Annotated in this window: 27 protein-coding genes; 6 read left to right on the forward strand and 21 right to left on the reverse strand. The window is 62.5% G+C overall.

Annotated features, from left to right (window positions below; genetic code table 11):
- The first annotated feature begins 3 nt into the window (after nt 1-3).
- A complete protein-coding gene (locus ACWTV3_RS03420; RefSeq protein ID WP_498476846.1) occupies nt 4-1065 on the forward strand; it encodes an AI-2E family transporter in 1062 nt (353 codons plus the stop codon).
- Here ACWTV3_RS03420 and ACWTV3_RS03425 read toward each other — a convergent pair.
- The 9 genes from ACWTV3_RS03425 to rpsB all read right to left on the reverse strand — a co-directional run bounded on the left by ACWTV3_RS03425 (nt 1062) and on the right by rpsB (nt 7616).
- The gene (locus tag ACWTV3_RS03425; RefSeq protein WP_498476847.1) at nt 1062-1838 is read right to left on the reverse strand and encodes an alpha/beta hydrolase; all 777 of its coding nucleotides are present in this window, start codon (nt 1836-1838) and stop codon (nt 1062-1064) included. The two genes, ACWTV3_RS03420 and ACWTV3_RS03425, sit on opposite strands and share 4 nt — an antisense overlap.
- A 10-nt stretch (nt 1839-1848) precedes the next feature.
- The gene (locus ACWTV3_RS03430) at nt 1849-2148 is read right to left on the reverse strand and encodes an Rv1322 family protein (RefSeq protein ID WP_498476848.1); all 300 of its coding nucleotides are present in this window, start codon (nt 2146-2148) and stop codon (nt 1849-1851) included.
- 31 nt (nt 2149-2179) lie between these two features.
- Complete coding sequence (locus ACWTV3_RS03435; RefSeq protein ID WP_498476849.1) at nt 2180-2713, reverse strand: aggregation-promoting factor C-terminal-like domain-containing protein; 534 nt, start codon at nt 2711-2713, stop codon at nt 2180-2182.
- Nucleotides 2714-2871: 158 nt separating this feature from the next.
- A complete protein-coding gene (locus ACWTV3_RS03440) occupies nt 2872-3423 on the reverse strand; it encodes a DivIVA domain-containing protein (protein ID WP_100388620.1) in 552 nt (183 codons plus the stop codon).
- 14 nt (nt 3424-3437) lie between these two features.
- Nucleotides 3438-4316: a phosphatidate cytidylyltransferase gene (locus ACWTV3_RS03445; protein WP_498476850.1), complete on the reverse strand. Its 879-nt coding sequence runs from the start codon at nt 4314-4316 to the stop codon at nt 3438-3440.
- Nucleotides 4316-4867 (reverse strand): ribosome recycling factor, encoded by a 552-nt coding sequence (gene frr / locus ACWTV3_RS03450; RefSeq protein WP_100388618.1) that lies wholly within the window; start codon nt 4865-4867, stop codon nt 4316-4318. The genes ACWTV3_RS03445 and frr overlap by 1 nt, the downstream gene beginning before the upstream one ends.
- A gap of 108 nt (nt 4868-4975) precedes the next feature.
- Nucleotides 4976-5689 (reverse strand): UMP kinase, encoded by a 714-nt coding sequence (gene pyrH, locus ACWTV3_RS03455; RefSeq protein WP_498476851.1) that lies wholly within the window; start codon nt 5687-5689, stop codon nt 4976-4978.
- Nucleotides 5690-5853: 164 nt separating this feature from the next.
- Complete coding sequence (tsf, locus tag ACWTV3_RS03460) at nt 5854-6681, reverse strand: translation elongation factor Ts (protein ID WP_498476853.1); 828 nt, start codon at nt 6679-6681, stop codon at nt 5854-5856.
- A gap of 11 nt (nt 6682-6692) precedes the next feature.
- Nucleotides 6693-7616 carry a 30S ribosomal protein S2 gene (gene rpsB, locus ACWTV3_RS03465; protein WP_498476854.1) on the reverse strand — a complete coding sequence of 308 codons (924 nt, stop codon included), beginning with the start codon at nt 7614-7616 and terminating at the stop codon, nt 6693-6695.
- A 321-nt stretch (nt 7617-7937) separates the two neighbouring features.
- Between rpsB and ACWTV3_RS03470 the strand changes: the two genes are divergently transcribed.
- Nucleotides 7938-8429: a M23 family metallopeptidase gene (locus tag ACWTV3_RS03470; RefSeq protein ID WP_498476855.1), complete on the forward strand. Its 492-nt coding sequence runs from the start codon at nt 7938-7940 to the stop codon at nt 8427-8429.
- A gap of 64 nt (nt 8430-8493) precedes the next feature.
- Here ACWTV3_RS03470 and ACWTV3_RS03475 read toward each other — a convergent pair whose 3' ends face one another.
- The gene (locus ACWTV3_RS03475) at nt 8494-10662 is read right to left on the reverse strand and encodes an MMPL family transporter (protein WP_498476856.1); all 2169 of its coding nucleotides are present in this window, start codon (nt 10660-10662) and stop codon (nt 8494-8496) included.
- A 77-nt stretch (nt 10663-10739) separates the two neighbouring features.
- Here ACWTV3_RS03475 and ACWTV3_RS03480 point away from each other — a divergent pair, with 77 nt between their 5' ends.
- Nucleotides 10740-11318 carry a MarR family winged helix-turn-helix transcriptional regulator gene (locus ACWTV3_RS03480; protein ID WP_498476857.1) on the forward strand — a complete coding sequence of 193 codons (579 nt, stop codon included), beginning with the start codon at nt 10740-10742 and terminating at the stop codon, nt 11316-11318.
- A gap of 69 nt (nt 11319-11387) precedes the next feature.
- On the opposite strand, the gene ACWTV3_RS03485 is transcribed toward ACWTV3_RS03480, so the two are convergent.
- Nucleotides 11388-12314 (reverse strand): tyrosine recombinase XerC, encoded by a 927-nt coding sequence (locus ACWTV3_RS03485; protein ID WP_498476858.1) that lies wholly within the window; start codon nt 12312-12314, stop codon nt 11388-11390.
- A gap of 38 nt (nt 12315-12352) precedes the next feature.
- Here ACWTV3_RS03485 and ACWTV3_RS03490 point away from each other — a divergent pair, with 38 nt between their 5' ends.
- Complete coding sequence (locus tag ACWTV3_RS03490; RefSeq protein ID WP_498476859.1) at nt 12353-13162, forward strand: SDR family NAD(P)-dependent oxidoreductase; 810 nt, start codon at nt 12353-12355, stop codon at nt 13160-13162.
- On the opposite strand, the gene ACWTV3_RS03495 is transcribed toward ACWTV3_RS03490, so the two are convergent.
- The 3 genes from ACWTV3_RS03495 to putP all read right to left on the reverse strand — a co-directional run bounded on the left by ACWTV3_RS03495 (nt 13159) and on the right by putP (nt 16750).
- Complete coding sequence (locus ACWTV3_RS03495; protein ID WP_498476860.1) at nt 13159-14031, reverse strand: NADPH-dependent oxidoreductase; 873 nt, start codon at nt 14029-14031, stop codon at nt 13159-13161. The genes ACWTV3_RS03490 and ACWTV3_RS03495 overlap by 4 nt on opposite strands.
- A gap of 99 nt (nt 14032-14130) precedes the next feature.
- Entirely contained in the window at nt 14131-15060 is a 930-nt protein-coding gene (locus ACWTV3_RS03500; RefSeq protein WP_498476861.1) for a phosphodiesterase, read from the reverse strand.
- A 169-nt stretch (nt 15061-15229) separates the two neighbouring features.
- Complete coding sequence (putP, locus tag ACWTV3_RS03505) at nt 15230-16750, reverse strand: sodium/proline symporter PutP (protein WP_498476862.1); 1521 nt, start codon at nt 16748-16750, stop codon at nt 15230-15232.
- Between the two features lie 238 nt (nt 16751-16988).
- Between putP and ACWTV3_RS03510 the strand changes: the two genes are divergently transcribed.
- Nucleotides 16989-17558, forward strand: a complete 570-nt coding sequence (locus ACWTV3_RS03510) for a uridine kinase family protein (protein WP_498476863.1) — start codon at nt 16989-16991, stop codon at nt 17556-17558.
- 39 nt (nt 17559-17597) lie between these two features.
- Here the strand turns inward: ACWTV3_RS03510 and dprA are convergent, their stop codons facing one another.
- From dprA to ACWTV3_RS03535, 5 genes are all read right to left on the reverse strand, one after another.
- On the reverse strand, nt 17598-18878 hold the full coding sequence (dprA, locus tag ACWTV3_RS03515) for a DNA-processing protein DprA (RefSeq protein WP_498476864.1): 1281 nt from the start codon (nt 18876-18878) through the stop codon (nt 17598-17600).
- Nucleotides 18875-20407: a YifB family Mg chelatase-like AAA ATPase gene (locus ACWTV3_RS03520; RefSeq protein WP_498476865.1), complete on the reverse strand. Its 1533-nt coding sequence runs from the start codon at nt 20405-20407 to the stop codon at nt 18875-18877. Before ACWTV3_RS03520 ends, dprA begins: the two co-directional genes overlap by 4 nt.
- Complete coding sequence (locus tag ACWTV3_RS03525) at nt 20404-20760, reverse strand: YraN family protein (RefSeq protein WP_100388603.1); 357 nt, start codon at nt 20758-20760, stop codon at nt 20404-20406. Before ACWTV3_RS03525 ends, ACWTV3_RS03520 begins: the two co-directional genes overlap by 4 nt.
- A gap of 95 nt (nt 20761-20855) precedes the next feature.
- Nucleotides 20856-21353, reverse strand: a complete 498-nt coding sequence (locus tag ACWTV3_RS03530; RefSeq protein ID WP_498476866.1) for a hypothetical protein — start codon at nt 21351-21353, stop codon at nt 20856-20858.
- A gap of 141 nt (nt 21354-21494) precedes the next feature.
- On the reverse strand, nt 21495-22115 hold the full coding sequence (locus ACWTV3_RS03535) for a LysE/ArgO family amino acid transporter (protein ID WP_498476867.1): 621 nt from the start codon (nt 22113-22115) through the stop codon (nt 21495-21497).
- A gap of 28 nt (nt 22116-22143) precedes the next feature.
- Here ACWTV3_RS03535 and ACWTV3_RS03540 point away from each other — a divergent pair, with 28 nt between their 5' ends.
- A complete protein-coding gene (locus ACWTV3_RS03540) occupies nt 22144-25086 on the forward strand; it encodes an FAD-binding and (Fe-S)-binding domain-containing protein (protein WP_498476868.1) in 2943 nt (980 codons plus the stop codon).
- A 13-nt stretch (nt 25087-25099) separates the two neighbouring features.
- Here the strand turns inward: ACWTV3_RS03540 and ACWTV3_RS03545 are convergent, their stop codons facing one another.
- Together ACWTV3_RS03545 and rnhB are read right to left on the reverse strand one after the other, a co-directional pair.
- Nucleotides 25100-25423: a DUF2469 domain-containing protein gene (locus tag ACWTV3_RS03545; RefSeq protein WP_009772690.1), complete on the reverse strand. Its 324-nt coding sequence runs from the start codon at nt 25421-25423 to the stop codon at nt 25100-25102.
- A gap of 22 nt (nt 25424-25445) precedes the next feature.
- Nucleotides 25446-26081: a ribonuclease HII gene (rnhB, locus tag ACWTV3_RS03550; RefSeq protein WP_498476869.1), complete on the reverse strand. Its 636-nt coding sequence runs from the start codon at nt 26079-26081 to the stop codon at nt 25446-25448.
- Nucleotide 26082 lies beyond the last annotated feature (1 nt).

The following is a 26082-nucleotide window of genomic DNA, read 5'->3' on the forward strand; positions in this document are numbered from 1 at the left end:
GCAATGAAGATCCTCAATCCGTTCCGCCTTGGTTTGCTTGGCGGTCTGGGGGTTCTCGTCGCGGTCGGAATCGGTCAGACCGTCATTTCGCTCGCCACGATTCTTACCTACGTGGGCGCAGCACTGTTCCTTGCTCTCGGGCTGGATCCCGTGGTCACGTGGCTCGAAACCAAGAAGTTTCCGCGGTGGACAGCGATCCTCACGGTGCTCGCGGGCGTGCTCGGCGTCTTCACAGGCCTGATCTTCGCAATCGTGCCCGTCATCGCCGAGCAGGTTCGAAACGCCGTTGAAGCCACACCTCGACTCGTCACGGCGTTCTTTGACGGCACCGTGCGCGAAAACGTCGAGACCGCACTGCCGTGGCTTGACGTTCAAGATCTTCTCGATGGCTTCAACAGCTGGATCGCCGATCTCGACGTGACGACCATCGGTGGCGGGGTGTTCGCCGTCGGAATCGGAATCGCCACCGGGATCACCGGCGCGATCATCGTGCTAATTCTCACGATCTACTTTGTGTCGTCACTCAACGGAATCAAGTCGGGCATCTACCAACTCGTGCCCGCCACCAAGCGGGCCAAGTTCATCGACCTTGCTGAACAAGTGAGCGCTGCCGTCGGCCGCTACGTCATTGGGCAGGGATCGCTAGCTCTCGTGAACGGCGTGCTCTCGTTCATTGTGCTCACCCTGATCTTCCCGGCCTTTGGCTTGCCCGTGAAGTACTCCGCGCTGCTGGCCTTCATCGCCTTCATGGGATCGTTGATTCCCCTCGTGGGAACCCTCAGTGGTTCGATCGTGATCACGCTGCTCGTGCTTCTCTTCAACGGGTCACCGAGCGTCATCGCCGTCGGAATCTACTACCTCGTCTACATGCAGATCGAAGCGTATGTTCTCAACCCACGCATCATGAACAAGGCCGTCAAGATTCCTGGTGCGCTCGTTGTGATCGCAGCACTCGCCGGTGGAACGCTGCTCGGCATTCTGGGCGCACTCATCGCTATCCCTGTTGCCGCCGCGATTCTGATCGTCGTGCAACAGGTGATCGTGCCGCGTCAGGCAGACCTTTAAGCGATTGAGGGCGACTCCGGCGGCCACGTACGGGGCAGCGGCAGTACGACAGGATTGAGTCGCTCCACGACTTCAGTGAGCACGCGATAGGTCTGGGTCTCCCCCACCCACAGGTGCTTTCCGCCCTCAACAGCCACGAACTCCAGTTCGGGCACCGAAGAGAACCGTTCGGCGGCTTCGGGAGGGCGCAAATAGTCATCGAGCTCGGGGATCACTGCAACCAGTCGGCGTTCGTTGCCTGCCCACGCAGCAACATCATCCGCCGTTGCACGATGAAGCGGCGGTGACAGCAAAATTGCGCCCGTGATCGGATGCTGCAGACCGTATTTGAGGGTGACTTCAGTGCCGAACGACCAGCCCAAAAGCCACACGTTGGGTAACTCGCGCTCGCGCACGAAATCCATGGCGGCTGCGAGGTCGAGTTCCTCGAGTGTGCCCTCGCCGAATGAGCCTTCAGAGGTACCGCGTGGTGAGGTGACTCCGCGAAAGTTGAATCGGAGTACAGCGACATCCGCTAGCGCCGGCAGTCGTGCTGCAGCCTTGCGAATGATGTGGGAGTCCATAAAGCCGCCAGCGGTCGGCAGCGGGTGCAGCGTGACCAACGTCGCGGCGATGTGGCCAGATTCGGGAAGCGATAGCTCCCCCACCAAGGTGAGGCCGTCACTCGTGTGCAGTTCGATGTTCTCCCGAACCGCGGGCAATTCTGTGGCGCCACGAATGGGCTCGGCCTCGGGCTGCACGGCTGCCTCGTCGTGGGGGGAAATGTCGCTCATCGGGTATCACTCACAATCTGATTTTCCAGCAGTGCTGGTGCCAATGGCGGCGCGCTGCCAAGTCGTCGGCTTCGCCCATGATGCCGTCGGCCCGCCACGTCACCGTGTGGGCAGTGCCCTGAGAGATAGTCTGCGAGCATCCGGGACACGTGTAGTTCTTGACAGCGTTCGTCGGCGAAACGGGTTGAACGTTCCAGGCACCGTCTCGTTTGATCTCAGTGCGGCGCGAACCAAAGAGCACATGGCTCAAGTCACTGCTCTCGTCATCGTCGGGGCGACGTCGCCCGCGGGGACGATTGGAACGAGGCATAGCTCAAGCTTATGCGGTGAGGCGAAGCGTTCTAGTACCAGCCGTTGGACTCTGAGTGAGCCCAGGCGCCGCAGGGAGTGCCGTAGCGGCCTTCAATGTAGCTGAGGCCCCACGAGATTTGAGTGGCAGGGTTGGTGGCCCAGTCGGCGCCAGCCGTGGCCATCTTGCTGCCCGGCAGCGACTGCGGGATGCCGTAGGCACCGCTCGACGGGTTCTGCGCGTACACGTTCCAGCCCGATTCGCGATTCCACAGGCTCACGAGGCAGCTGTATTCTCCGGCGCCGAGGCCGCGCGCGGTGAGCATCGACTGAGCGATGGCCTGCGCAGTGCCCGGGTCAGGGGTTCCTGCTGCAGGAGCAACGGGGGCAGCCGGAAGAACCGGCTCAACGACGATCTCCTTGATGGCGAGCTTGTCACGCGAAACTTCGTTGACAAATCCCTCAGCCACGGTGAGCGATTGCACTTCTGCACGCTCAATGCTGTTAACGGGGGCAGGAGCAGCCGAAACGACGCTCGCGGGGGTGGGAGCAGCCATCATGAGGGTGGCAACGAAGCCCAAGCTCACTGCAGAAGCAAAGACTGGGAGGCTCCACGACACACGTTTGTGGCGCCCAGAAAGATCCGCACCCTGGCTTTTAGCCTGAGCGCGGATGATTGCCGTTCGCGAATTAATAAACAAAGTATGAGCGATATTAGTCGACAGACCTGAAAAAACAGAGAGAACTAGCGAACAGCCAGCATGACGTCGATTACCGAGTCGAGCAGGTAGTCAACTTGGGCCTCGCGGTAACCGCCCTTGGCACTGCGGAAAGCAACGGTGCGAACGCGGTCAATCGTGAGGGGCGCACCGTGCTGAAAGTAGTTGGCCAGCTCTTGAGCGAAGGCATCCACATCCTTGACCGAGTACCCCATCGTGAACGAGCTCACCTTGGAGAACTTTTTGCCGTCGTGGCGGGCGAGGCGGTTCAGAATCTCCTGCGCTTCCGCACGGGCATTGGCGTACCAGGCGGTCTCGCCGAGCTCAGCAATCGCACGATCACGTTCGCGAGCGGCGAAGGCATCCTCAAGGCGTTCCAACGCCGAGTCGACATGGAGGGGCGAATAGCCGCCCTTTTGCATGGCAAACGCCAACTTGCGGATGCTGCGCGACGACACTACAGAAGAGTCGCTTCGATCGGCGGTGTAGGCACGACGCGCCTCCTCGAGGAAGTCCTCGACCTGGTCGACGTTGTACCCCAACTTTGACTTACGGCTGCGGGGAAATGTGGTACTCACGGTTCCATTCTGCCTTACGCGAAGATGAGAAACAGCGCGTAGCCGGCTGCGGCCGACAAAAGTGACGAATCTACGCGGTCGAGGAAGCCTCCGTGGCCGGGCAGCCACGTGCTGATGTCCTTGATGCCGAGGTCTCGTTTGATGAGCGATTCAGCGAGATCACCCATCGTTGCGGTGCCGAGAATAACGAGGCCGAAGATGAGCCCCACCCACCACGGCTGGTCGATCATGAAGATTGCGAGGAGCACGCCGGCGGTGACGGCAGCAGCCGCTGCACCAGCGAATCCCTCCCACGTCTTGTTGGGGCTGATGGTGGGAGCCATCGGATGCTTACCGAACGACAGTCCACTGGCATACGCACCAATATCGCTGACGACCACGACGATCAACATGGCAAGAGTCCACCACTGGCCGCCGTCTTCCGACGTGAGGATGACAGTGAAGCTTGCCAAGAACGCCACATACAGCATCACGAAGACGCCAGCGCCGAGGTCGCGCATGATCGAACGCACTGAACCGCGATGGCTCGGCAGAATGACCACTTCGACCAGTCGCCAGACCCACATGAAGGCGATGCCGGCCAGCGTTATGTACCACTGACCTTCCGCATGCCAGTAGAACGATGCGGGCACCACCGCGACGGCGGCGATTACCGCTCCTACACGAGGAATCTTGAGCCCGGAGAAGCGAAGCGCACTCGCCAGCTCGAACGCGGTGAACGCGACGAGCACTCCGGCAAAGAGCATGAAGAGCTCTTTGACGAAGATCAGGCTGAACAACAACGACAGACCCAAAGCCAATCCAACGATGATTGCCATCGCCAAAGGACGCCCCGTGCGGGCGTTGATCTTGTCGTTTGTTGCTCGAACCTGAGCTTCGAATTCAGAAACCATTAGACCTCGAGCAGCTCAGCTTCTTTGCGCTTGAGTGCATCGTCGATCGCGTCAACGTGAGCCTTCGTGCTCGCTTCAAGTTCTTTTTCTGCGCGAGCGATCTCGTCTTCGCCGACCTCGGTCAGCGCGTCGAGGTCGTCTTTTGCCTTGCGGCGCACGTTGCGAAGCGAGACACGAGCTTGCTCAGCCTTCTCGCGAACAACCTTGACGAAATCCTTGCGACGCTCTTCGGTGAGTTCTGGCAGCGTGGCACGGATGACGTTTCCGTCGTTGCCGACGCTGGCACCAATGTGGTGGGCCGCAGCAATCGCCTTCTCAATGTCTTTGAGAGCTGACTTGTCGAACGGCGTGATGATCAGAGTACGAGCCTCTTGGTTCACCATCGAAGCCAACTGCTGCAGCGGGGTCGGTGTTCCGTAGTAGTCAACGAGAACCTTCTGGAACAGCGCCGGGTTAGCGCGGCCGGTACGCACCGTGCTGAAGTCTTCTTTGGCAGCATCCACTGCCTTGTTCATCTTTTCGCTAGCCTCGGCTAGAACATCACTGATCACGGGGGCACTCCTCTAGGTCTTACCCGAGTTTAGCGTGAGGTCGTTGCTACAACCGTTGCGCGGCACTCGGAAATCGTTTAGCTTGATGGGTTTTCGGATAGCAGAGCGCTATCCGTGCACGCGAGTGCCGATCTGTTCACCGACAATAGCGCGCGTGAGGTTTCCGGCCGGCTCCATGCCGAACACGAGCATGGGCATGGAGTTATCCATGCACAGGCTGAACGCGGTTGAGTCAACAACCTTCAAGCCCTGAACGAGAGCGTCTTGAAAGCTGATTGACTCGAGCTTGCGGGCATCGGGATTGCTGCGGGGGTCAGCGTCGTAGACGCCATCCACACCATTCTTGGCAACGAGCACTTCTTCGGCACCGATTTCGAGGGCACGCTGGGCGGCCACTGTGTCGGTCGAGAAGTAGGGCAGGCCAGCGCCCGCACCGAAGATAACAACGCGACCCTTTTCGAGGTGACGCTCTGCACGCAACGGAATGTACGGTTCAGCAACCTGAGTCATGGCAATGGCCGACTGCACGCGCGTTGCTACGCCGGCCTGCTCCAAGAAGTCTTGAAGGGCGAGGGCGTTCATGACGGTGCCCAACATGCCCATGTAGTCAGCACGGCCACGGTCCATACCGCGCTGGCTTAGTTCGGCTCCACGGAAGAAGTTGCCTCCACCAACGACAATCGCGATTTCGACCTGGGCGGATGCCGCAGCGATTTCCTTGGCGAGTGCCGAGACAACATCCGGGTTCACACCCAGCTGACCACCACCGAACGCTTCTCCCGATAGTTTCAGTAGCACTCGGCGTTTGCGTTGAGTTGTCATCGTCTTCTTTCCGTGTTGATGTTCATTTACAGGCTATTGCGTTGTGGTGCCTTCAGCACGGGCGCACAGCAGATTCGCCGCAAGCCGCGCCGGGCCTCCACCGGTGGTGCGCGCACAATAAAGGCCCGAGGCAATAGAGCCTCGGGCCTTCATCACACTGAGTGTTAGGCGCCTACCTTGAAGCGAGCAAAACCGGTAACGGTGATGCCTGCAGCTTCGGCGACCTTAGCGATCGAGAGCTTGTTGTCACGAGCGTAATCCTGGTCAAGCAGTGAAACCTGCTTGAAGAATGCGCCGAGACGGCCTTCTACGATCTTGGGGAGAGCAGCGTCAGGCTTGCCCTCTCCGCGGCTGATTTCCTCAACGATGCGACGCTCGTTCTCGACATCTTCTGCCGGAACGTCTTCGCGCGAGAGGTAGGAAGGAGCAGCGAACGAGATGTGCTGAGCGATTCCGCGGGCGGTCTCTGCATCGTCACCCGTGTACGCGACAACAACGCCAACCTGCGGAGGCAGGTCCTTGTTGGTGCGGTGCATGTAGATCTCGAACGAGTCTCCCTCGAGCTTGGCCAAGCGGCGCAGCTCGATCTTCTCACCGAGGATTGCTGCTTCGTCGCTGATCAGGTCTGCAACCGTAGCCGAGCCTGCAGTTGCTGCGAGGCCCTCTTCTACAGTCGAAGCACCAGCGGCCGAAACTGCCGCTACAACGGCTTCGCCGAGAGCAACAAACTTGTCACCCTTTGCTACGAAGTCGGTCTCGCAGGCGAGCTCGATGATGGTCGTTGCTGATCCAGCGGACTGTGCGGCGATGAGGCCTTCGCTGGTGGAGCGGTCGGAACGCTTGGCGTTGCTCTTGGCACCGCGCAGACGAAGAAGCTCAGTGGCCTTCTCGAGGTCACCGCCTGCCTCAACGAGAGCGTTCTTGGTTTCGACCATGCCGGTGCCGAGGCGCTCGCGCAGGGTCTTGAGGTCTTCGAGGCTAAAGTCTGCCATTGTTCGAATCCTTACTTCTTGTCGTCAGCTGCATCTGCAGCCTTCGCGGGGGTCTTCTTTGCTGCGGGCTTAGCAGCAGCGTCATCGGCCTTTGCGTCGTCCTTGTCAGCCTTGGGCTCTTCAGCCTTTGCTTCCTCAGCCTTGGGCTCTTCGGTCTTAGCTGCAGCAGCATCTGCATCAGCCTGGCCGAGAAGCTCAGCTTCCCATGCAGCCATGGGCTCTACTTCTTTGCCCTCTTCTGGCTTCTGGTGACGCTGGATGAGGCCCTCAGCAGCTGCATCAGCAACGATGCGCGTGAGGAGACCAACCGAGCGGATGGCGTCGTCGTTACCCGGGATCGGGTACGCAACGTCGTCGGGGTCGCAGTTGGTGTCGAGGATGGCGATAACCGGGATACCAAGCTTGTGAGCCTCGTCAATGGCGAGGTGCTCCTTCTTGGTGTCAACGATCCAGATAGCCGAAGGGGTCTTCGTGAGGTTACGAATACCACCGAGGCTCTTCTGCAGCTTCACAAGCTCGCGCTTCTGAATGAGGAGTTCCTTCTTGGTGAAACCACGAGTGGTGTCGTCGAAGTCGACCTCTTCGAGTTCCTTCATGCGTGCAAGACGCTTGGAAACCGTCTGGAAGTTGGTGAGGAGTCCACCGAGCCAGCGCTGGTTGACGTAGGGCTGGCCTACGCGCAGTGCCTGCTCAGCGATGGAACCCTGTGCCTGCTTCTTGGTACCAACGAAGAGGATGGTTCCGCCGTGGGCGACGGTCTCCTTGACGTAGTCATAAACGGAGTCGATGTGACCCAGCGACTGCTGAAGGTCAATGATGTGGCTGCCCGAGCGCTCGGTCAGAATAAAGCGCTTCATTTTCGGGTTCCAACGACGAGTCTGGTGTCCGAAGTGTACGCCGCTGTCAAGCAGCTCGCGGATGGTTACGACGGCCATGGCCGTTCTCCTTTTCTGGCTCACTGGCGCGCGTGGCGGCAATGGCCTTCTCAGTTAATACTCGCTACCGGTTGGCGCGAATCCTAGTGCCCGGGCATACCTCCGCCCCGATCGCAGTGCTGCACGAAAGGGGACTGAGTGGAGATAGCGGCCGTGTGGTGAAGTAGTTGTACTGCACCGGGGCACGCGTAGTCACCGCGAATACACGCGGTGCTGCCAAAATCATACCATCGCTCCCCCACAACAACGTCACCGGTTTCGGTTTTCCCCGGGAGCGGTTTTCTAGCGACTAGCCCTGCGTGATTTCTCGACACTGGGTGGATGATTCGAGCCCCGTTGTTCACAATTCTTGCCCTAGTCGTTGCCGTGTCGACCGGCGCGAGCGCCGCTGTTAGCGCCGAAGCCGGGTGGAGTTGGCCGGTGGAGACACCGCATCCGATCATCCGGCCCTATATCGCGCCCGAAACTCCCTACTCGGCTGGACATCGCGGGATCGACATCGGCGCCGGTGCGTCAACCGAGGTGAAGGCACCAGCCGCGGGCGTGGTGCATTTCGCCGGCACCGTTGTCGATCGCCCGGTGCTGTCGATTCTGCATCCTGGTGGGCTCATCACGAGCTACGAGCCTGTAACGAGCGCGCTGGCTCGAGGCGACCCCGTGGCGCAGGGTGAGATTGTGGGCGAACTGCAGCCAGGGCACTGCTCCGTCTTGTGCCTCCATTTTGGCGTGCGCCTCGATGGCGAGTACGTGTCGCCGCTGAACTACCTCGGAGCGATTCCGCGCGCGATCCTCTTGCCCACCAGAAAGCCCTAGCCGGGTTCGAGCGCGAGGCGCAGGAACCCGACTAGGGCTAGTTTCCCGTGATCCGAACGGAGACTTAGTGGTCGACCTTGTGCTTGGGAGCGGCGTCACCCTCGGCATGCTTCGGAGTGTGCTCGGTCGAGTGCGCCGGAGCATGGGTACGCACGTGATCGCCCGTTCCCTTCGGAGTGCGCACTTCAGCACCCACCGAGATCACCCGAGTCGGCCACCAGAACTTCTCCCCCAGCATGAACGCGAGCGAAGGAACAATCACCGTACGCACGAGGAGGGTATCGAGCAGCACACCGATGCAGACGATGATTCCGATCTGCGTGAGCGTGATGAGCGGCAGCACTCCGAGCACCGCAAAGACCGCGGCGAGCAGAATACCCGCACTCGTGATCACGCCACCGGTCGACGAGAGCGCGCGGATCATGCCCTGGCGAGTGCCGTATTCCACGGCTTCTTCTCGAGCTCGAGTGACCAAGAAGATGTTGTAGTCGACACCCAAGGCCACCAAGAACAGGAAGCTGAACAGCACCACGTTCGTATCGATTGCTGGGAAGTCGAAGACTGTCTGGAAGAGCAACCAGCTAGCACCGAGGCTCGCGAAGAACGAGGCAACAACCGTGAGCAGCAACAGGATCGGCGCCACCAGCGAACGGAGCAGCAACACCAACACGATGAACACGAGACCGAGGATGAGCGGGATCACCAAGTCTTGGTCAGACTGTTGAGCGCGCTCAACATCGAGAGCCTGCGCATCCAGCCCACCGACGAGCGCATCAGCACCCTCGATCGTGGAGAGCTCAGCACGGAGAGCCTCGATGGCAGCGAACGAACCTTCCGTTTCGGCCGCGTCATCCAACACCACACTGATCTGCGTGATCGTGGAGGTGCTTTCGCCGATGAGCACCGCATCAACGCCATCGACACCTTCGGCAGCCTGGGCTGCTTCTTCGGCGTAGTCAGAATTCACAATGACCGACGCGGGCGATCCGCTACCAGCAGGGAACGCATCTGCAATGAGCTCTTGACCTTGGACAGCTTCGGGAACCTGCGTGAAGCTCTCGGTCTGCGAGAGGCCGATTTTGATCTGCGGCACGCCCAAGGAGAGCGCGCCGAGCACGACTGCGCCAAGGATTGCGACGACGACAGGCTTCTTGGAAACAAGAACACCCAGCTTGTGCCAGACGCCACGCTCGGCGCTGCCCTCAGTGCCGAACTTGGGAATGTACGGCCAGAAGAGGCCACGGCCGAAGAGTACGAGAGCGGCAGGCAGAACGACGAGCGCGAAAATCATCGCAATAACAACACCCGTGGCACACGCGATACCGAGGGCACGGTTGCCCTCCAGCTCAGCGAACACGAGCGTGAGGAGGGCAAGCACGACGGTGCTGCCGCTGGCAATGATGGCGGGGCCTGCACCGCGCAAGGCACGAGACATGGCTTCACGGCGATCCTCGACGAGCCTCAATTCGTCGCGGTAACGCGCAATCAACAGGAGCGCGTAGTTAGTACCGGCACCGAAAACGAGTACGGAGAGGATTCCGGTGACGGAAGCATCCAACTGGATGCCGGCAAGAGTGGCAACGCGAGCGGCAACGATGCCTGCGAGACCGTCAGCAGTACCCACGACGATGAGCGGCACTAGCCACAACCACGGGCTGCGGTAAGTGACGAGCAGCAGCACGGCGACCACGATCACGGTCGTGAGGAGAAGAGTGAAGTCAGCGCCCTCGAAGACGGCAGCGATGTCGACAGCGAATCCTTCAGGACCGCTCAACAGAGCGGAGAGTCCGTCTGGCAGTCCCGCGTTGGCTTCGGCTCGAATCTCGTCAGCGCGCTCCGCTTGTGCGCCCGCTTCAGTGAGCGCGTCGAGCGGAACGGTGACGAGGGCTGTCGTGCCGTCGTCGGAGAACGAGGGCGGCGGAACGAATCCTTCAGCGGAGAGTTCGCTCAGCGAACCCGTTGCGTCAGTGATCGCGGCGATGTCGTCGTCGGTGAGGTCTCCACCGTCACGGGTGTAGACCAGCAGCGCGACTGTGGAATCGGCGCCCGGCAGGTCTTCTGCGGCAGCGGCAGCCTGGGCGGATTCGGCGGAATCCGGAAGACCAACGCCGGGAAGAGCGCCCTCTTCGTTACCGGAACCGGCAGCAAAGATCGCGCCAGCGGCGAGGAATGCGGTGACCAACACGATCCACGAAGTCTTTCGGGCGGTGATGAACGTCCTGAGGCGAGACATCGCTCTCCTTCTGAAGCAAAGTACTTCGATTAACTAGATATTAGACAAGTTAGAAACATAGCGGTAAACTGAGCGGCATGCAACACACCCAACCCGCCATGGAGCGCCCCCAAGCACGCCGCCCCACCCAGCTGCTGCGGGACATCCTGGACATCAGTGAAGAGTTTGAGGAGCACGTCGGCCGCACGCTTTCCGTCAACGCCACTGATCTCGAAGCGATGGAACACCTGATCATGAGTGGACCGCTGCCGCCGACCGAGCTCTCGCGCCGCCTCAATATTTCGACACCGGCGGTGACCGCCTCGATCGACCGTCTTATTGGCGTTGGCCACGTCACTCGTGAACAGCATCCGACAGACCGCCGCAGTGTTGTCGTCGTGCCCAATCCGCGATCTGTTGCTACCGCCATGGCCACCCTGATGCCCATGATCATGGGCATCGACCGCGTACTCGACAACTTCGATGACACCGAGAAAGAAGTCATCGAGCGCTACCTCAATCAAGTCGTCACGATTTATCGTGAGCAACTCCCCGACCCCGCCGACATTCCCGCGCCGAAGCCGGCCGTCGCCCCGCCCAAGATTGATCCGCCCGGACCGCGGCGCTCGTCGTGGAAGCCTGAGACCCAGGTCGGGCCGACCTCATTCAGTAGCTAGATCGCGTCAGCCGCACACATCACGCACTGCCGGCGAGCTCGGCCCCCGAGGTCTCGGCACCGAGCCCGGTCACGCTCGCGGATGCGCCGTTCGGTAGCTTTCGCGCAAGCGCTCGGTAGAAACGTGAGTGTAGAGCTGCGTTGTACCCAAGCTGGCATGCCCGAGGAGTTCTTGCACAGCACGCAGATCAGCACCACCATCGAGCAAGTGGGTCGCCGCCGTGTGCCGCAATGTGTGGGGCCCCGAACCGCCGGCCCCCGGAACATCGGCAAGCAAGTGCGCAATAACTTCATACACTGTGCGCGAACTGACCTGTTTTCCCCGAGCGCCCACGAAAAGCGGAGCCGCTCCCCCGGTTTCCGTAGTCAACTGACTCCGGCCGCGCTCAAGATAATCGCTGAGTGCCCGTTGGGCCGGGATGCCGAACGGAACAACACGTTCCTTCGAACCTTTACCCATCACGCGCACGGTTAGTCGCGAATCATCGACATCGTTGGCACTCAAGCCCACGAGTTCGCTCACCCGCAGTGCCGAGGCATACAGGAGCTCGACAATAGCCCTGTCCCGCAGCGCAATCGGGTCGGACGAGGAGGCGCGCGCCTCAACACTCTGCAGCATCTCAGCCATTTGGTCGCGATTGAGAACCCGGGGTAAGTGGCGCTCGGCTTTAGGGGCTTTGAGCCGCGCCGCGGCATCCACTTCGGTGTGGTGGTTAGCTGCTAGCCAGGCACTGAAAGCCCGGGCCGCTGCCGCCCGCCGAGCGAGCGTCGCCTTAGCGAGGCCGTCTTGCGACGACTGCCAGAGCCACTCGCGCAGCAGTTCGAGATCGAGGTCAGCCGGTGCTGTCGCGGCGCGCTCAGCAGCAAAATCGACGAGCGTGGTGAGATCGGAACGATACGAACGGATCGTATGCACGCTAAAGCCGCGGTCTGCCGAGAGGTACTCGACAAACACATCCACGAGCCGGTGCAGGTTCACGTGTCTATCGTGCGGCATGCTGCAGACATTAGTGTGCGACGCGATAGCGTTTCGGGATGACCACTCCATCTTCAGCGCAGCACGTCGGCACCGCTCTCGTGACGGGCGCAACCTCGGGACTGGGCGCAGAGTTCGCCCGCCAGCTCGCCTCAGCCGGCCACGACCTCATCGTGGTGGCACGCGATCGCGCTCGCCTAGAGAGTGTGGCCGATTCGCTGCGCTCGACTTTCGGCGTGGACGTCGAGGTACTCGCCGCCGACCTCACTAACCCGCAGCAGCGGGCAATGGTTGAAGAGCGGCTGGCTTCCCCGGAGCATCCGGTCAGCTATCTCGTGAATAACGCCGGCTACGGCCTTGCGCAGGAGTTCGAAAAAAACTCCGTCGATGACGAAGAGCGGATGCTCGAGATCTTGGCGACGGTGCCCATGCGCCTCAGCCATGCTGCGCTCGGCGGAATGCTCTCCCGCGGCTCGGGCACGATCCTGACGGTCGCGAGTATCGCGGGAGGGGCGCCGCTCGGAATGTATGCAGCCGCCAAGACCTGGCCGCTGAGCTTCAGCCGCTGGGCCAATGCGCACTACCGCCACCGCGGCGTGACCTTCAGTGCGGTCGCACCCGGTTTCGTACGCACCGAATTTCATGCCCGCCTCGGCATCGAACGCTCAGACATGGCCCCGAAGTGGATGTGGCTCAACGCGGACTTCGTGGTTCGCTCGGCTCTGCACTCGGCGGCGCGCGGTCGCGCACTCTCCGTTCCGAGCATTCGCTACAAGTTGGTGTGGGCGCTTATGAAGGTGGCCCAGCCGCTCATTCTTGTTGCGGTGGCGCGATCGAGCCGCGCTGAGTCGGCAAAGGCCGCCGGCTAGCGAATCGGAAAGCCGCGCGCCTCAACTTCAGCCTTGAGATGATCGCGCAGGGCAGCGGACGGCCCGGTCACCCCATCGGGCTTGCTTGTGCGGCGAGCGGTGTGCTCAGCCCAGCCGTATTCGGCATCCGGAACGTGAGCAGCACCGCCGGCGACCTGACGCCCCGCATAGAGGCCATTGGCGATCATGACGTCGTCGTACTCTCGCACGTGCTCTTCGACATCCGCGCTGGAGTACTGCTCGCGATGCACCACGGCTTCGCTCGACAGGCGCGGCTTGGTGCCCCGCCGCACGCCCTCTTTCGGATAGCCGATCGTGAGCCCCGCCACGGCAAAGACGCCCTGCGGCAGCCCCAGCTCTTCGGCGATAGCGCTCGGGCTATTGCGCACCGATCCGATGGGCACAGTGCCGAGCCCCAAGGACTCGGCGGCGACGAGCGCGTTCTGAAGCGCAAGCGTGGCATCGACGGATGCCGTCAAGAACATCTCGAGATTGTCTGCCCCGAAGGTGCGCCCCTGACGCTCGGCCAAGTAGTGGAACCGCGACACGTCTGCGCAGAAGATGAGCATGACGGGAGCCTCGGCGACGTAGCGCTGGTCGCCGACGAGGTGAGCCAGGCGGGCACGACGCTCAGCATCCTCGACCACGACGATGCTGAAGGCTTGGAGGTTCGAAGACGTCGGGGCGCTGCGAGCCGAGACCAGAATGGCCTCGAGAACTTCCGCCGCAATCGGCGTCTCTTCGAAGCTGCGAATCGACTCGTGGCTAGTGAGCACCTTAATAGTGTCGGTAACGAACTCGGGCGAAATCTCGCGCTGTTCCTGTTCGATTCGAGTGGCCGGTGCAGTGTGTGTCGAACCCAAGGTCATACCGCAATGATTTCACGCTCAACTGGGCACGCAATGCACGAGGTGCCCCACGACGACAGTTACCGCGCACGTGCCAGTGCACGCGCCAGTGCCAGCGCTCTAGTCGGAGGCAGCAACTTCGGCAGCATTGAAAGTGGAGTTCTTGGCCGAGAATGTTTCGAGCCGCTGCTCGGGAGTCATCGCCTCGATCTGTGCCCACGCCTCTGCTGAGTGCCCCGTGATCTCGGCGGTGTCGCCCACCGGGACGATCGAGTGGACGGTTTGCTTCTCGTACACGTGCACCACGTTCACGGCCTGGCCGTAGTCGACGCCCGAGAGCAGCCGATCTTCAGCGCTCAAGTCGAGCGTGTAACACGTCGCCGAAGCGACCGAGACGGGAATGCCCGCGAACGTCGAGTGGGTGGAGTAGTGCAAATGCCCGGCCAGAATCGCGCGCACGTCACTGCCCTGCAGCACCTCCGCTAGGCGTTCTTGGCGCTGCAGTTCGAGCATGCCCATTGCTTCGAGCATGGGGGTGGGGATCGGCGGATGGTGCACAGCGAGCAGCGTGCCGTGCGGTGCGGGGGTTTCCAGTTCGGCTCGCAGCCATTCCAACTGCTCGTCGCTGATGTCGCCGTGGTGGTAACCCGGAACCGTGGTGTCGAAGGAGATGATGCGCAACCCGTCGATCATGTAGACCCGGTCTTGCGGAGCATCCGATTCGTCATTGAAAAGCAGCTTGGAGTACTGGTCGCGCTCGTCGTGGTTGCCCATCACCCAGATGATTTCGGCGTTCATGCGCTTAGCTGCGGGCTCCACAATTTCGCGAAGGCGAACGTAGGCGTCGGGCTCCCCCAGATCGGCGAGGTCACCCGTGAATACGATCGCTTGCGGGTTGGCGGTTGATCGCTCGAGCTGGGCAAGCGCCTGCTCGAGGTGCTCGATCGTGTTGACCGCGCCGTAGAGCGGTCGGCCGCCCGCAAGTAAGTGGGTGTCGCTCACGTGAGCGATGACGTGGCTGGGGGCAGGGTACTGGCCGAGTTGAATCACACGCCCAGCCTAGGCCTGCCGGGTGTCATTCAATAGGGCATCGCAAGGCGGTGCGAAAGCCTGCGTGCTCGAACCGTGCTGGTTAACGCAGGATGCCCGCCGCCACAACTGTGGTCGACGGGCATCCGGTACCGATTACGCCCGGTGGGGCGCGTTCGATCGTGTGACGTTAGTCCTTCTTGTCGAAGACCGGCAACGTGACCGTTCCGGTGCGAACACCTTCGACGGCAGAATCGAACTCGGTGACGATGTTGTCGCTGTGCTTGAAAGTGAACAGGCTTACGACAATCGCAACAACGAGGTTGAGGAGGAAGCCAGGAACGATTTCGTACATGACGCCCGACAGCGCATCGGTGTTGCCCCAGATGACGACGGTGACAGCACCGGCGATCATTCCGGCGATCGCGCCGGGGGCGGTGAGCTTGCGCCAGAAGAGTGACAGCAAGACGATCGGCCCGAATGCGGCACCGAAGCCAGCCCAAGCGTAACCAACAAGATCGAGCACTGACGCCTGCGGGTCAAGCGCGATAATGATCGCAACAACCGAGACGACGAGAACGCCGATACGACCAAGAACAACCTGTGCCTTCGGAGTTGCTTCCTTCTTCGCGATGATCTTGAAGAGGTCTTCGACGAGAGCCGACGACGACACGATCAACTGCGAGGAGATCGTGCTCATGACAGCAGCGAGCACTGCGGCGAGAACGAAACCAGCGATGAGCGGGTGGAAGAAGATCTGCGACAGCTCGAGGAAGACCTTCTCGGGGTCGTCAAGGGTGAGGTCGGGGTTCTGCTGGAAGTACGCGATACCGATGAGGGCCGATGCCAGCGCACCGAGAACCGAGATGATCATCCAGCTGATGCCGATGCGGCGACCGGCTACGGCATCCCCGGGCGAACGCAGCGCCATGAAGCGGACCAAAATGTGCGGCTGACCGAAGTAGCCAAGGCCCCACGCTGCTGCGGAGATTGCCGCGATTGCGGAACCGCCGAAGAGGTTGAGCATGTCGACTTCTTCAGTGCTGACTGCGCGGATTGACTCAATTGCGCCATCGATGCCACCGACCTGCGAGATACCGATGATCGGTACGAAGATCAGTGCAAGGAAGATCATGATGCCCTGAACAACGTCAGTGTAGGTCGCACCGATGAAGCCACCGAAGAGGGTGTAAAGCACGGTGACGCCACCGACGAGGAGCATTCCGACGAGGTATTCAGAGTTGAATGCGCTCTCGAAGAACTTTCCACCGGCCACCATGCCGGAGGAGACATAGAACGTGAAGAAGACGAGGATGATGATTCCTGCGGTAATGCGCAAGATGTGTGTTTTGTCGCGAAGCCGGTTCTCGAAGAAGCTGGGTACCGTGATCGAGTTCTTGGACACTTCGGTGTACGCCCGCAGTCGGGGTGCGACGAATTTCCAGTTGAGCCAGGCGCCGATCGTCAGACCGATGGCGATCCAGCCCTCTACGAGGCCTCCTACGTAGAAGGCACCGGGGAGTCCGAGGAGGAGCCAGCCGGACATGTCGGATGCTCCTGCGCTGAGCGCCGCCACTCCGGGGCTGAGCTTGCGACCAGCAAGCATGTAGTCGTCGAGGTCGGTAGTGCGTTTGTAGGCCCACCAGCCGATCCCGAGCATTGCGGCCATATAAATGACCATCGCAATAATTTGGAAGGTTAGATCGTTCAAGGTGTCGCCTTTCTCATGCGTGTGCGTGGGTTAAGCCTGTCTACCCTTGCAGAGATAAGGATTAGTAACAATCTCAATCGACGCACATAAAAGGTAAGAGTTTCTAACGCTTGTGCGCAGTTAGACAGGAATCACGCGCTTATGCGGAGCCCACACAGGAGTGTTGCGCCCGGCCACAGCTGAACACAATTTTCAACACTTCGAGGTCAGCCTCGACGCCGCGTAAACTGACGCCACTATGACAGTCGCTCGCGTCCTTTCCGCCATCGACGAGTTGCCTCCGACCTCGCATACGACCGTCGTTGGCATTTCGGGGTTCGGCGGGGCGGGCAAGTCAACGCTCGCTCGCGAGCTGGTGTCTACACTGCCGAGTTGTGTTCGCATACGTGGCGACGATTTTCTTGAGCCTGTTCGATCGCACCAGCGCTCGAACGACTGCGCTGGCGTTGAACGTTTGCGCTTGCGTCGAGAAGTGCTCGATCCTCTTCGCCACGGCCGCAGCGGTTCGTTTCAGCGGTTCGATTGGTCAGCTCGCGCTCTCGCGACCCCCGAGGCGTTGCCCTTCGCGGATGTCGTCGTGGTTGACGCGATCGGGCTCTTTCATCCGGAGCTTGCGGGCGCCTTCGATCTCACCGTGTGGGTTGACTTAGCGCTCGACGATGCCACTGCTCAGGGGAAGGCGCGTGATCGCCGGCTTGGACGAGATCACGAACGGCTATGGGACGAGGTTTGGGTACCGAACGAACGAGACTTTGTTGCTTGGTTCGATCCACGTTCCACCGCGGATGTGTTGTATCGAATCAAGTAGCTGAACTCTTCGCTTGGCATCAAACACAGCGCTGCCCACTTACCGCGCGCTCGTTACACGGTTCCAACCGCGCTCAGTCTCGGTGACACGGCCGTCGAGTTCGAGCAAGCCGAGTCGGGCGCGAACTGTGGAGAGCGCGAGCCCGCTGCGCGCAGCTAGATCATCGGCGGAACGGGCGCTGCGAGCGCTGAGGGCGTCGAGAAGACGGGTCGTGTCGGTGTCGCGGGGGCCGCGGGCATCCGCGCCGGCGCCTGAAGAGGCCGCGAACTGCTCTGCGCCCGCCACCTCATCGATGGTGAGCAACGCTTGCTCGATCGGCGCTAACTCGGCCATCTGGTCGGGATTAGTGACACACACGGCGTCATAGTCACGGATGAGGCGGTGACAGCCCGCGGAGGCGGCGCTGGTAACCGGGCCGGGCACCGCTCCCAGCGGTCGGCCCAAGGTGGCCGCGTGACCAGCCGTATTGAGGGAGCCGGATCGCCAGCCCGCTTCGAGAACCACCGTCGCCATGCTCGCTGCGGCTATGAGCCTGTTGCGCTGCAAAAACCTCCATTTAGTGGGTGGTGAGCCGCACGGGAGCTCTGAGATGACGACGCCATTCTCGACAATGCGACCGAGAAGCGCGTCGTGACCACTCGGATAGAAGCGGTCCACTCCCCCGGCGAGGAACGCAACAGTGAGGCCGTGGCTGGCGAGCGCCGCACGGTGGGCCATGCCATCGATTCCGTAGGCGGCGCCCGACACGATTGTGTATCCACGATCAACGAGCCCGGCGGAAGCCTCCATCGTGATGTGTTCACCGTAGCCAGTGGCGGCGCGGGCGCCGACGAGGGCGATGCCGCGTTCGATTCCGGCAAGGGCTTCATCGGTTCCGCGAACCCACAGCGCCGAGGGCGCATGCCAGTCGAGATCGTTGAGCCGCGACGGCCACACGGTGTCGCCGGGCGTGAGTAGTCGTGCGCCGAAACGGGCGGCCTGACGCAGAGCGATGAGCGCGGTGTTGGACTTGAGCCGTGGCATCCACCGGTCGATTGCTTGGGCCATATCGTCGTCGCTCACTGCATCGCCGTCAGCCGAGAGCGTCGCGGCGAACCGCTCGGGCTCCCAATGCTCGACAACGGCCGTGAGAGCGCGCACGGCTCCGAGCTGTTGGATGGCGCGACCGGCCAGGCGGTCGCCGGGCTCGGCCAAGCCACTCCACGTGGCGCGAGCGAATCGTTCTTCGATCGCATCGCGGTCGAAGTCTTCACCGCCACCGACGCTGACTGCCCTGACGAGAGTGGCTACTTCTGATTCTTTGAGTCCAAACATGGTCACTGTGACATGGCCTTTCTGAGGTAAAGCGCTTGCCCAACGTGGGTGTCGTCGGGCCGGGAATCGTCGGCGAGATCGGCAAGCGACCACGCGACGCGCAACACGCGGTCGTACCCGCGCATCGTGATGCCTCCGCGTTCAAGAGCGCGGTCGAGGCCGGCGGTGACCTTGGGTGCGAGCCGCAGTTCGCGACCACGCAGATACGAACCCGGCACGTGAGAGTTGAGCCGCCACGGTGTTGCTTCGAGGCGAGCCGCGGCACGTTCGCGAGCAGCGGTGACTTGAGCTCGAGCATCCGCGGTCGAGAGTGACGGCCGCTCCCCTGCCAAGCGCAGTTGAGCGCTCGTGATGCGCTCGACTCGAAACTGAATATCGATGCGATCAAGCAGCGGCCCCGAGAGACGTGCGAGATACCGCCGCCGACTGTTGGGCGGACACGTGCACTCGCTGTCGCGCGCACCCCACTGCCCGCAAGGGCAGGGGTTGGCGGCCATCACGAGTTGAAAGCGGCCGGGAAAGTGGGCGAGTGCGTTGGCTCGATGGATGCTGATTACCCCCGATTCGAGAGGTTGCCGAAGTGCGTCTAGCGCTGCCGGCGCAAACTCGGGTGCTTCGTCGAGAAAGAGCACTCCGTCGGAGGCTCGGGCGGCAGCACCCGGACGTATCTGGGAGCTGCCGCCGCCCACGAGCGCCGCGGCCGTCGCCGTGTGATGAGGCGCTTCGAGGGGTGGTCGAGTCGTGAGGCTGCTGCCGACCGGGAGTCCGGCGAGAGAACGAATGGAGGAGACTTCGAGGGCCGCCTGCGGATCAAGATCCGGTAGGAGGCCGGGCAGCCTCGCGGCGAGCATCGTTTTACCGGCACCGGGCGGGCCCAGCAGGAAGACATGATGACCACCCGCCGCGGCGACCAGCATCGCGTCGATCGCGTCGCTTCCGCCGATCATGTCGGAAAGGTCGCCCGCGTTCTCGAGCGTCACTTCGGGAGCGGGCCGAGTGATGATCTCGACAGGTTCAGGCTCAAATTCCCCGCCGTGCCAGATCGCAGCATCCCTCAGGGAAGGCACGGCAATCACCCGCATATCGGGAACGAGGGATGCCTCGTCGGCGTTGCCGCTCGGCACCATCACGGTCGTGAACCCGGCCCGCGACGCGGCGAGCACCGCGGGCAGTACCCCATTGACCGGACGAAGTCGCCCATCGAGACCGAGCTCACCGATGTGAAGCACGCGGTCGATCGATTCTGCCGAGATTGTTCCCGAGGCGGCGAGCGCCGCGAGCGCGATTCCGAGGTCGAAGCCGGAGCCGTGTTTGGGAAGCGCAGCCGGCGACAGGTTGACGGTGATCTTGCGATTCGGCAGCCCGCATCCAGAGTTCGTTGCTGCGGCCCGTACGCGATCTTTTGCCTCGCCCAGCGCAGTGTCGGGTAACCCGATGAGGACGAACCCGGGAAGGTTGTTGGAGAGGTCTGCTTCGATCTCCACGATGGCCCCTTCGAGTCCCAGCAGGGAAACGGCGTACGTTCTGCCGATCACGAGATGCGCTTCAACTGTTCGATTTCCACGACGCCACGAGACGGCACGATTACCGCAATGGCATCGATGCGCACGGAAGCACCAGATCCCGGATGGTCATCGCACCAGGCCGCAGCGAGTCGCCGCAGCCGCGCGAGTTTGGTGGCAGTGATCGATTCGAAGGGATGCCCAAACATCACACTCGAGCGAGTCTTGACCTCGACGAAAACTAACTCGTCGCGCTCGCGCGCCACAATGTCGAGCTCCCCTTGCGAACACCGCCAATTGCGGTCGAGGATCTCGAGCCCTGCACTAGTCAGGTGGTCGGTCGCGAGCTGTTCGCCACGTGCGCCAAGTTCATCTTTTGCTGCCATGGCTCAAGCGTCGCGCCTCGGCGCAGCCGCGACCGAGCCTGCACGCAATGTGGGAGAAGCCCCGCCGCCGCACCCCGATGGGGAGGACTAGTTGGCTACTCGGTCGCGTTGCCCGCTTCGAACACCGAGACGCTGAACCACACACCATCGTCGACGGTAACCCTGAGCTTCAGAGTGGCCGGGTCAGCGTCGAACGGCTCCGTAATGCTCGCCATTGCCGCAGTTCCGCGCTCGCTCACACAGTCGTTTGCCTGCACTCCGTCTACGATTTCTCCGTCGGACACGAGAAAGAGTTCAAACTCCGATGGGCGGTCGCAGCCGATGGCAAGAAAGAGCTGATCGACGGAGCCGCTGAGCGGCGGGAGGGAGTATTCGTGGGCACCCACATCCACCTGCTCGAAGAGAATGGCGTCACTGAACCCTGATCGCTGCATTCCGGGGTCCGCGCTCAAGAACGGCATTCTCGATTCGCCCGCATCACTGGAAGCCCCCGATGGTCCCGAAGTCTCGGATGCTTGGGGCTCAGCCGGGACGCACCCGACAAGTCCGAGCAATACCGCGACACCGACAAGAGCGACTCCACAAATACGCATAGTGGCTTTCTAACACTCGGCCGCGCACCCGCCTAGTGAATCTAACGAATTGTCATGAAACCGTTTTGGACCACACAGGGCACAGTACACAGGGCTCCGGTCGCCACAAGCAGGGCACAAGTGTCCCGGCGCGGGTCTCAGCTACGCGAACAACCCGGCAATCAAACTCGCCGCCAGCACCACCATGATCACCGCGATCACGATGTCGAGCACCCGCCACGCAACGGGCTTGGCGAAGAGCGGTCGCAGATAGCGGCTGCCGTAACCGATCGCTGTGAACCAGATCACGCTGCCGAGGCAGGCTCCGAGCGCGAACCACCAGCGGTCGTCGCCGTAGGTGCCGCCGATGGAGCCGAGCAGCAGCACGGTATCGATGTACACGTGCGGGTTGAGCCAGGTGAGCGCGAACGCCGTCGAGAGGGCGGCGGCGAGCGTCATCCCCTTGCCGCCGGTTGATGCTGTGAGGGCTTGCGGGCGCACGGCGCGGCGCAGCGACAAGAACGCGTACACGAGCAGGAAGAGGGCACCGCCGACCCGCGCGATCACGAGCAGCCACCCGGCTTGTTCGATGAGCGCGCCGAGGCCAGCAACGCCGGCGGTGATCAGCACGATGTCAGAGAGCATGCAGACGAGCACGACCGCGGTGACGTGTTCCCGCCGCAGCCCTTGCCGCAGCACGAACGCGTTTTGCGCGCCGATCGCGATGATCAGCGAGAGCCCAAAGCCGAACCCGGCGACAACGACGGCGATGATCGGAGGCATGAGATGACTCTAGGGGCAGAATGGGTTCATGCCGACCACGCCATCGCCGGAGCACCGTGACCTCGTTCACGCGCTGACTTCTGCGGTGCGCGGCGAGGTAGATGACTCCACGCGCCGCCGTGCCGAATACTCCGGCGATGCCTCGAACTACCGGGTTGTGCCGCAGGTGGTCGTGTTTCCGCGTGACACCGACGACGCGCTCGCAGCACTCTCGGTTTCTCGCGACAGCGGCACGCCTCTTACCTCGCGCGGTGGCGGCACATCAGTCGCCGGCAATGCCATCGGAACCGGCATCGTGCTCGATTTCTCCCGGTACCTGAACCAGGTTCTTGAGATGGATGCGGATGCCCGAACCGCCCGCGTGCAGCCGGGCACCGTGTTGGCCACTCTCCAAGCCGCCGCGCAGCCTCATGGTCTGCGCTTCGGCCCCGATCCCTCTACGTGGTCGCGCTGCACCGTCGGAGGAATGATCGGCAACAACGCCTGCGGAGCCCATTCCCTGCAGTTCGGCAAAACCGCCGACAATGTGAAGAGCCTCGATGTGGTCGACGGCCTCGGTCGACGATTCACTGCGGCCAACGACCCGAGCGTCGCTGAGGGCCTCCCCGCCCTCGTCAGCAACAACCTCGGGATAATCCGCACCGAGCTCGGGCGCTTCGGCCGTCAAGTGTCGGGCTACAGCCTCGAACACCTGCTGCCCGAGCACGGCCACAACCTCGCCCGCAGTCTCGTGGGCACCGAAGGCAGTCTCGTGACGGTGCTTGAGGCGACCGTTGATCTGGTGGCCGAGCCCCAGCATCCGCTGCTCGTCGCGCTGGGCTACCCCGACATGGCGACCGCCGCCGACGCCGTGCCCGCGCTGCTCCCCCACCGCCCCAGCGCGATCGAGGGTCTCGACGCCCGCATCGTGGATGCCGTCAGCCGCACCCGCGGAGCCCGCGCCGTCGCCGCCCTGCCCGCGGGCGCTGGCTGGCTGCTCGTCGAGGTCACCGGTGACGACCCCGCGGAGACCCTTCAGCGCGCAAACCGTCTCGCTGCCGATGCTGCGGCGATCGAGTCCCGCGTCATCACCGATCCGGTGGCCGCGAAGCAACTGTGGCGCATCCGAGAAGACGGGGCCGGGCTCGCCGGGCGCACCGCATCCGGAACGCAAGCGTGGCCCGGCTTCGAAGACGCCGCCGTACCACCCGAACGCCTCGGCGCCTACCTTCGCGACTTCGACGCCCTGCTCGCCGACTACAACATCGAGGGGATGCCGTACGGCCATTTCGGCGATGGTTGCGTTCATGTGCGGCTCGATATTCCTCTCGCGACCGATGGCACCGTTTTGCGTGCCTTCGTGGATGACGCCGCCACGCTTGTCGCGTCCTATGGCGGCTCGCTGTCGGGCGAACACGGCGACGGTCGCGCACGTAGCGAGCTGCTGCCGCGCATGTATTCGCCGGCCGCGATTGACCTGTTTGGGCAGTTCAAGCGGCTCTTCGATCCGAACAATCTGATGAACCCGGGAATCGTTGTCGACCCGGCTCCGGTCGATGCCGCTCTGCGCCGCCCGGCCGCCCTACCTCTTATCAAGGTCAACGGGTTTGCGTTTAGCGACGACGATGGCGACCTCACCACCGCCAGCCACCGCTGCGTGGGAGTCGGCAAGTGTCGCGCCGACAACTCGGTCAGCCACGGTGTGATGTGCCCGTCGTTCTTGGCGACCGGCGACGAGAAAGATTCCACTCGCGGCCGCGCCCGCGTGCTGCAAGAAATGGCCAACGGTTCTCTCATCTCCGGCGGAGTGAACTCCCCTGAAGTGCACGACGCCCTCAATCTCTGCCTCTCCTGCAAAGCCTGCGCGAGCGACTGCCCCGCGGGCGTCGATATGGCCACGCTCAAAGCCGAAGTGCTGCACCGCCGCTACGAGGGCAAGCTCCGCCCGCGCAGCCATTACCTCCTCGGCCAGCTCCCGCTCTGGGCACGCCTGATCTCGCCGATCGCCCCGCTCGCGAATGCTCTGCTGCGAGTGCCACTTGTGCGACGCTTCACCCTGTGGGCCGGCGGAATGGATGCTCGGCGCACCTTCCCCGCTTTCGCCCGTCATCCTTTCCGCTCGAGCTCCGAGGCTCGCGCCCTGCGCGCTGCGCCCCCGGCCGAGGCGCCGATCGCTGGACGGGCAACCCCCGCCACCGCAGCCACCGCCCCCGGCGCTCTCGCTGACGCAACTGCCACCGTCAGCAACTCGACCGCAGCCCCACGCCCGCGAGTCCTCCTCTGGGCCGATTCCTTCACCGACAACTTCTCGCCGGACATCGCCCGCGCCACGATCCGCGTGCTGGATGAGGCCGGCTACGAGATTCTGCTTCCCGAGCGCGATGTGTGTTGCGGCCTCACCTGGATTACCACCGGGCAGTTGGCGGGCGCGCGCCAGAAGCTCACCGACCTGGTGAGCGAGTTCGCTGGCTATGTCGACCGCGGCATCCCGATCATCGGCATCGAGCCCTCGTGCACGGCCGTGCTGCGCTCCGACCTGACCGAGCTTCTGCCCGGCAACCCCGCGGCGGCAGCAGTCGCCCGGTCAACTTTCACGCTCTCCGAGCTGCTCACCGCGCCGGCACCGCTGGGGCCAGCCAACTGGCAACCGCCCATTCTCAGCGACCAGACCTTTGTCGTTCAACCACACTGCCACCAGCACGCGGTCATGGGCTTCGACGCCGATCGCGCACTGCTCGCCGCCACAGGAGCAACCGTCACCGAGATCAGCGGATGCTGCGGGCTCGCCGGAAACTTCGGCATGGAGAAGGGACACTACGACGTTTCGGTCGCCGTCGCCGAGAACGGCATCCTGCCTGCTCTGCGCGCTGCGGCATCCGACAGTACGCTGCTGGCCGACGGCTTCTCGTGCCGCACGCAGGCATCACAACTCGCGAACACCGAGGGCAAGCATCTCGCGGAGGTCCTTGCCGCTGCGCTTCCTGAGCGTTAAACGGCGGTACCAGCTACTCGTCGAGCGCGAGTTCCTTCGGCAGTTCGAGATCTTTGGCACTGAGCTCTTCGATGTTGACGTCCTTGAAGGTGAGCACGCGCACGCTCTTCACGAAGCGGTCGGAACGATACACATCCCACACCCACACGTCGGTCATCGAGAGCTCAAAGTAGAAGTCGTGCTCCGTATCGCGGCGCACCAAATCGACCTCGTTGGCCAGGTAAAACCGCCGTTCTGTCTCGATCACGAAACGGAACTGGCTCACTACATCGCGGTATTCGCGGTACAGCGCAAGCTCGACCTCGCGGTCGTAGTCTTCAAACTCGTCTTCATCCATGCTGCCCTTATTGTAGGCCGCGCTAGCGCAACCATGTGTGCCGATGAAGCTCGGTGGCGCCAAGGCTGCGTACCGCCTCAAAGTGGGCTGCCGAACCGTAGCCTTTGTTGCTCGGCCAGCCATAGCCGGGGTACTCCTCGTCGGCCTCGATCATGAGGCGATCCCGGTGCACTTTTGCCACCACGGATGCCGCAGCAACAGAGACGCAGTCGCGGTCAGCCTTCACCCTGGTCTGCACTCGCGGCGCGACGGTCAGGGCGCCGCTGAGCCAGTCGGTGCTGCCGTCGAGCAGCACAACGCTCGACATCACGTCGAGGCCCGCTTCGTGCAATTGGATGAGCGCGCGCTTGCCGGCCAGCCCCAGGGCGGCCGTGATGCCAATCGCATCAATCTCGGTGGCATCCGCGTAGCCGACCGCAGAAAGTGGTGCCCACTCGAGCGTGAGCGGCTCAAGAAGTTCGCGCCGTTTTTGGCTGAGCATCTTGGAGTCACGCAGCCCCACCGGCCAGACGCCATGGGCAGGCGTCATCGCCGTCATGCCCACGCCAACGGGGCCGGCGATCGCGCCACGACCAACCTCGTCGCAACCTATTACTGCTCGCGCACCTGCATGAAAGAGTTCGCTCTCGACCTCGCTGTGCGGGTCTGACACTGCCATG

Source organism: Salinibacterium sp. AL4.1, from assembly GCF_059767305.1.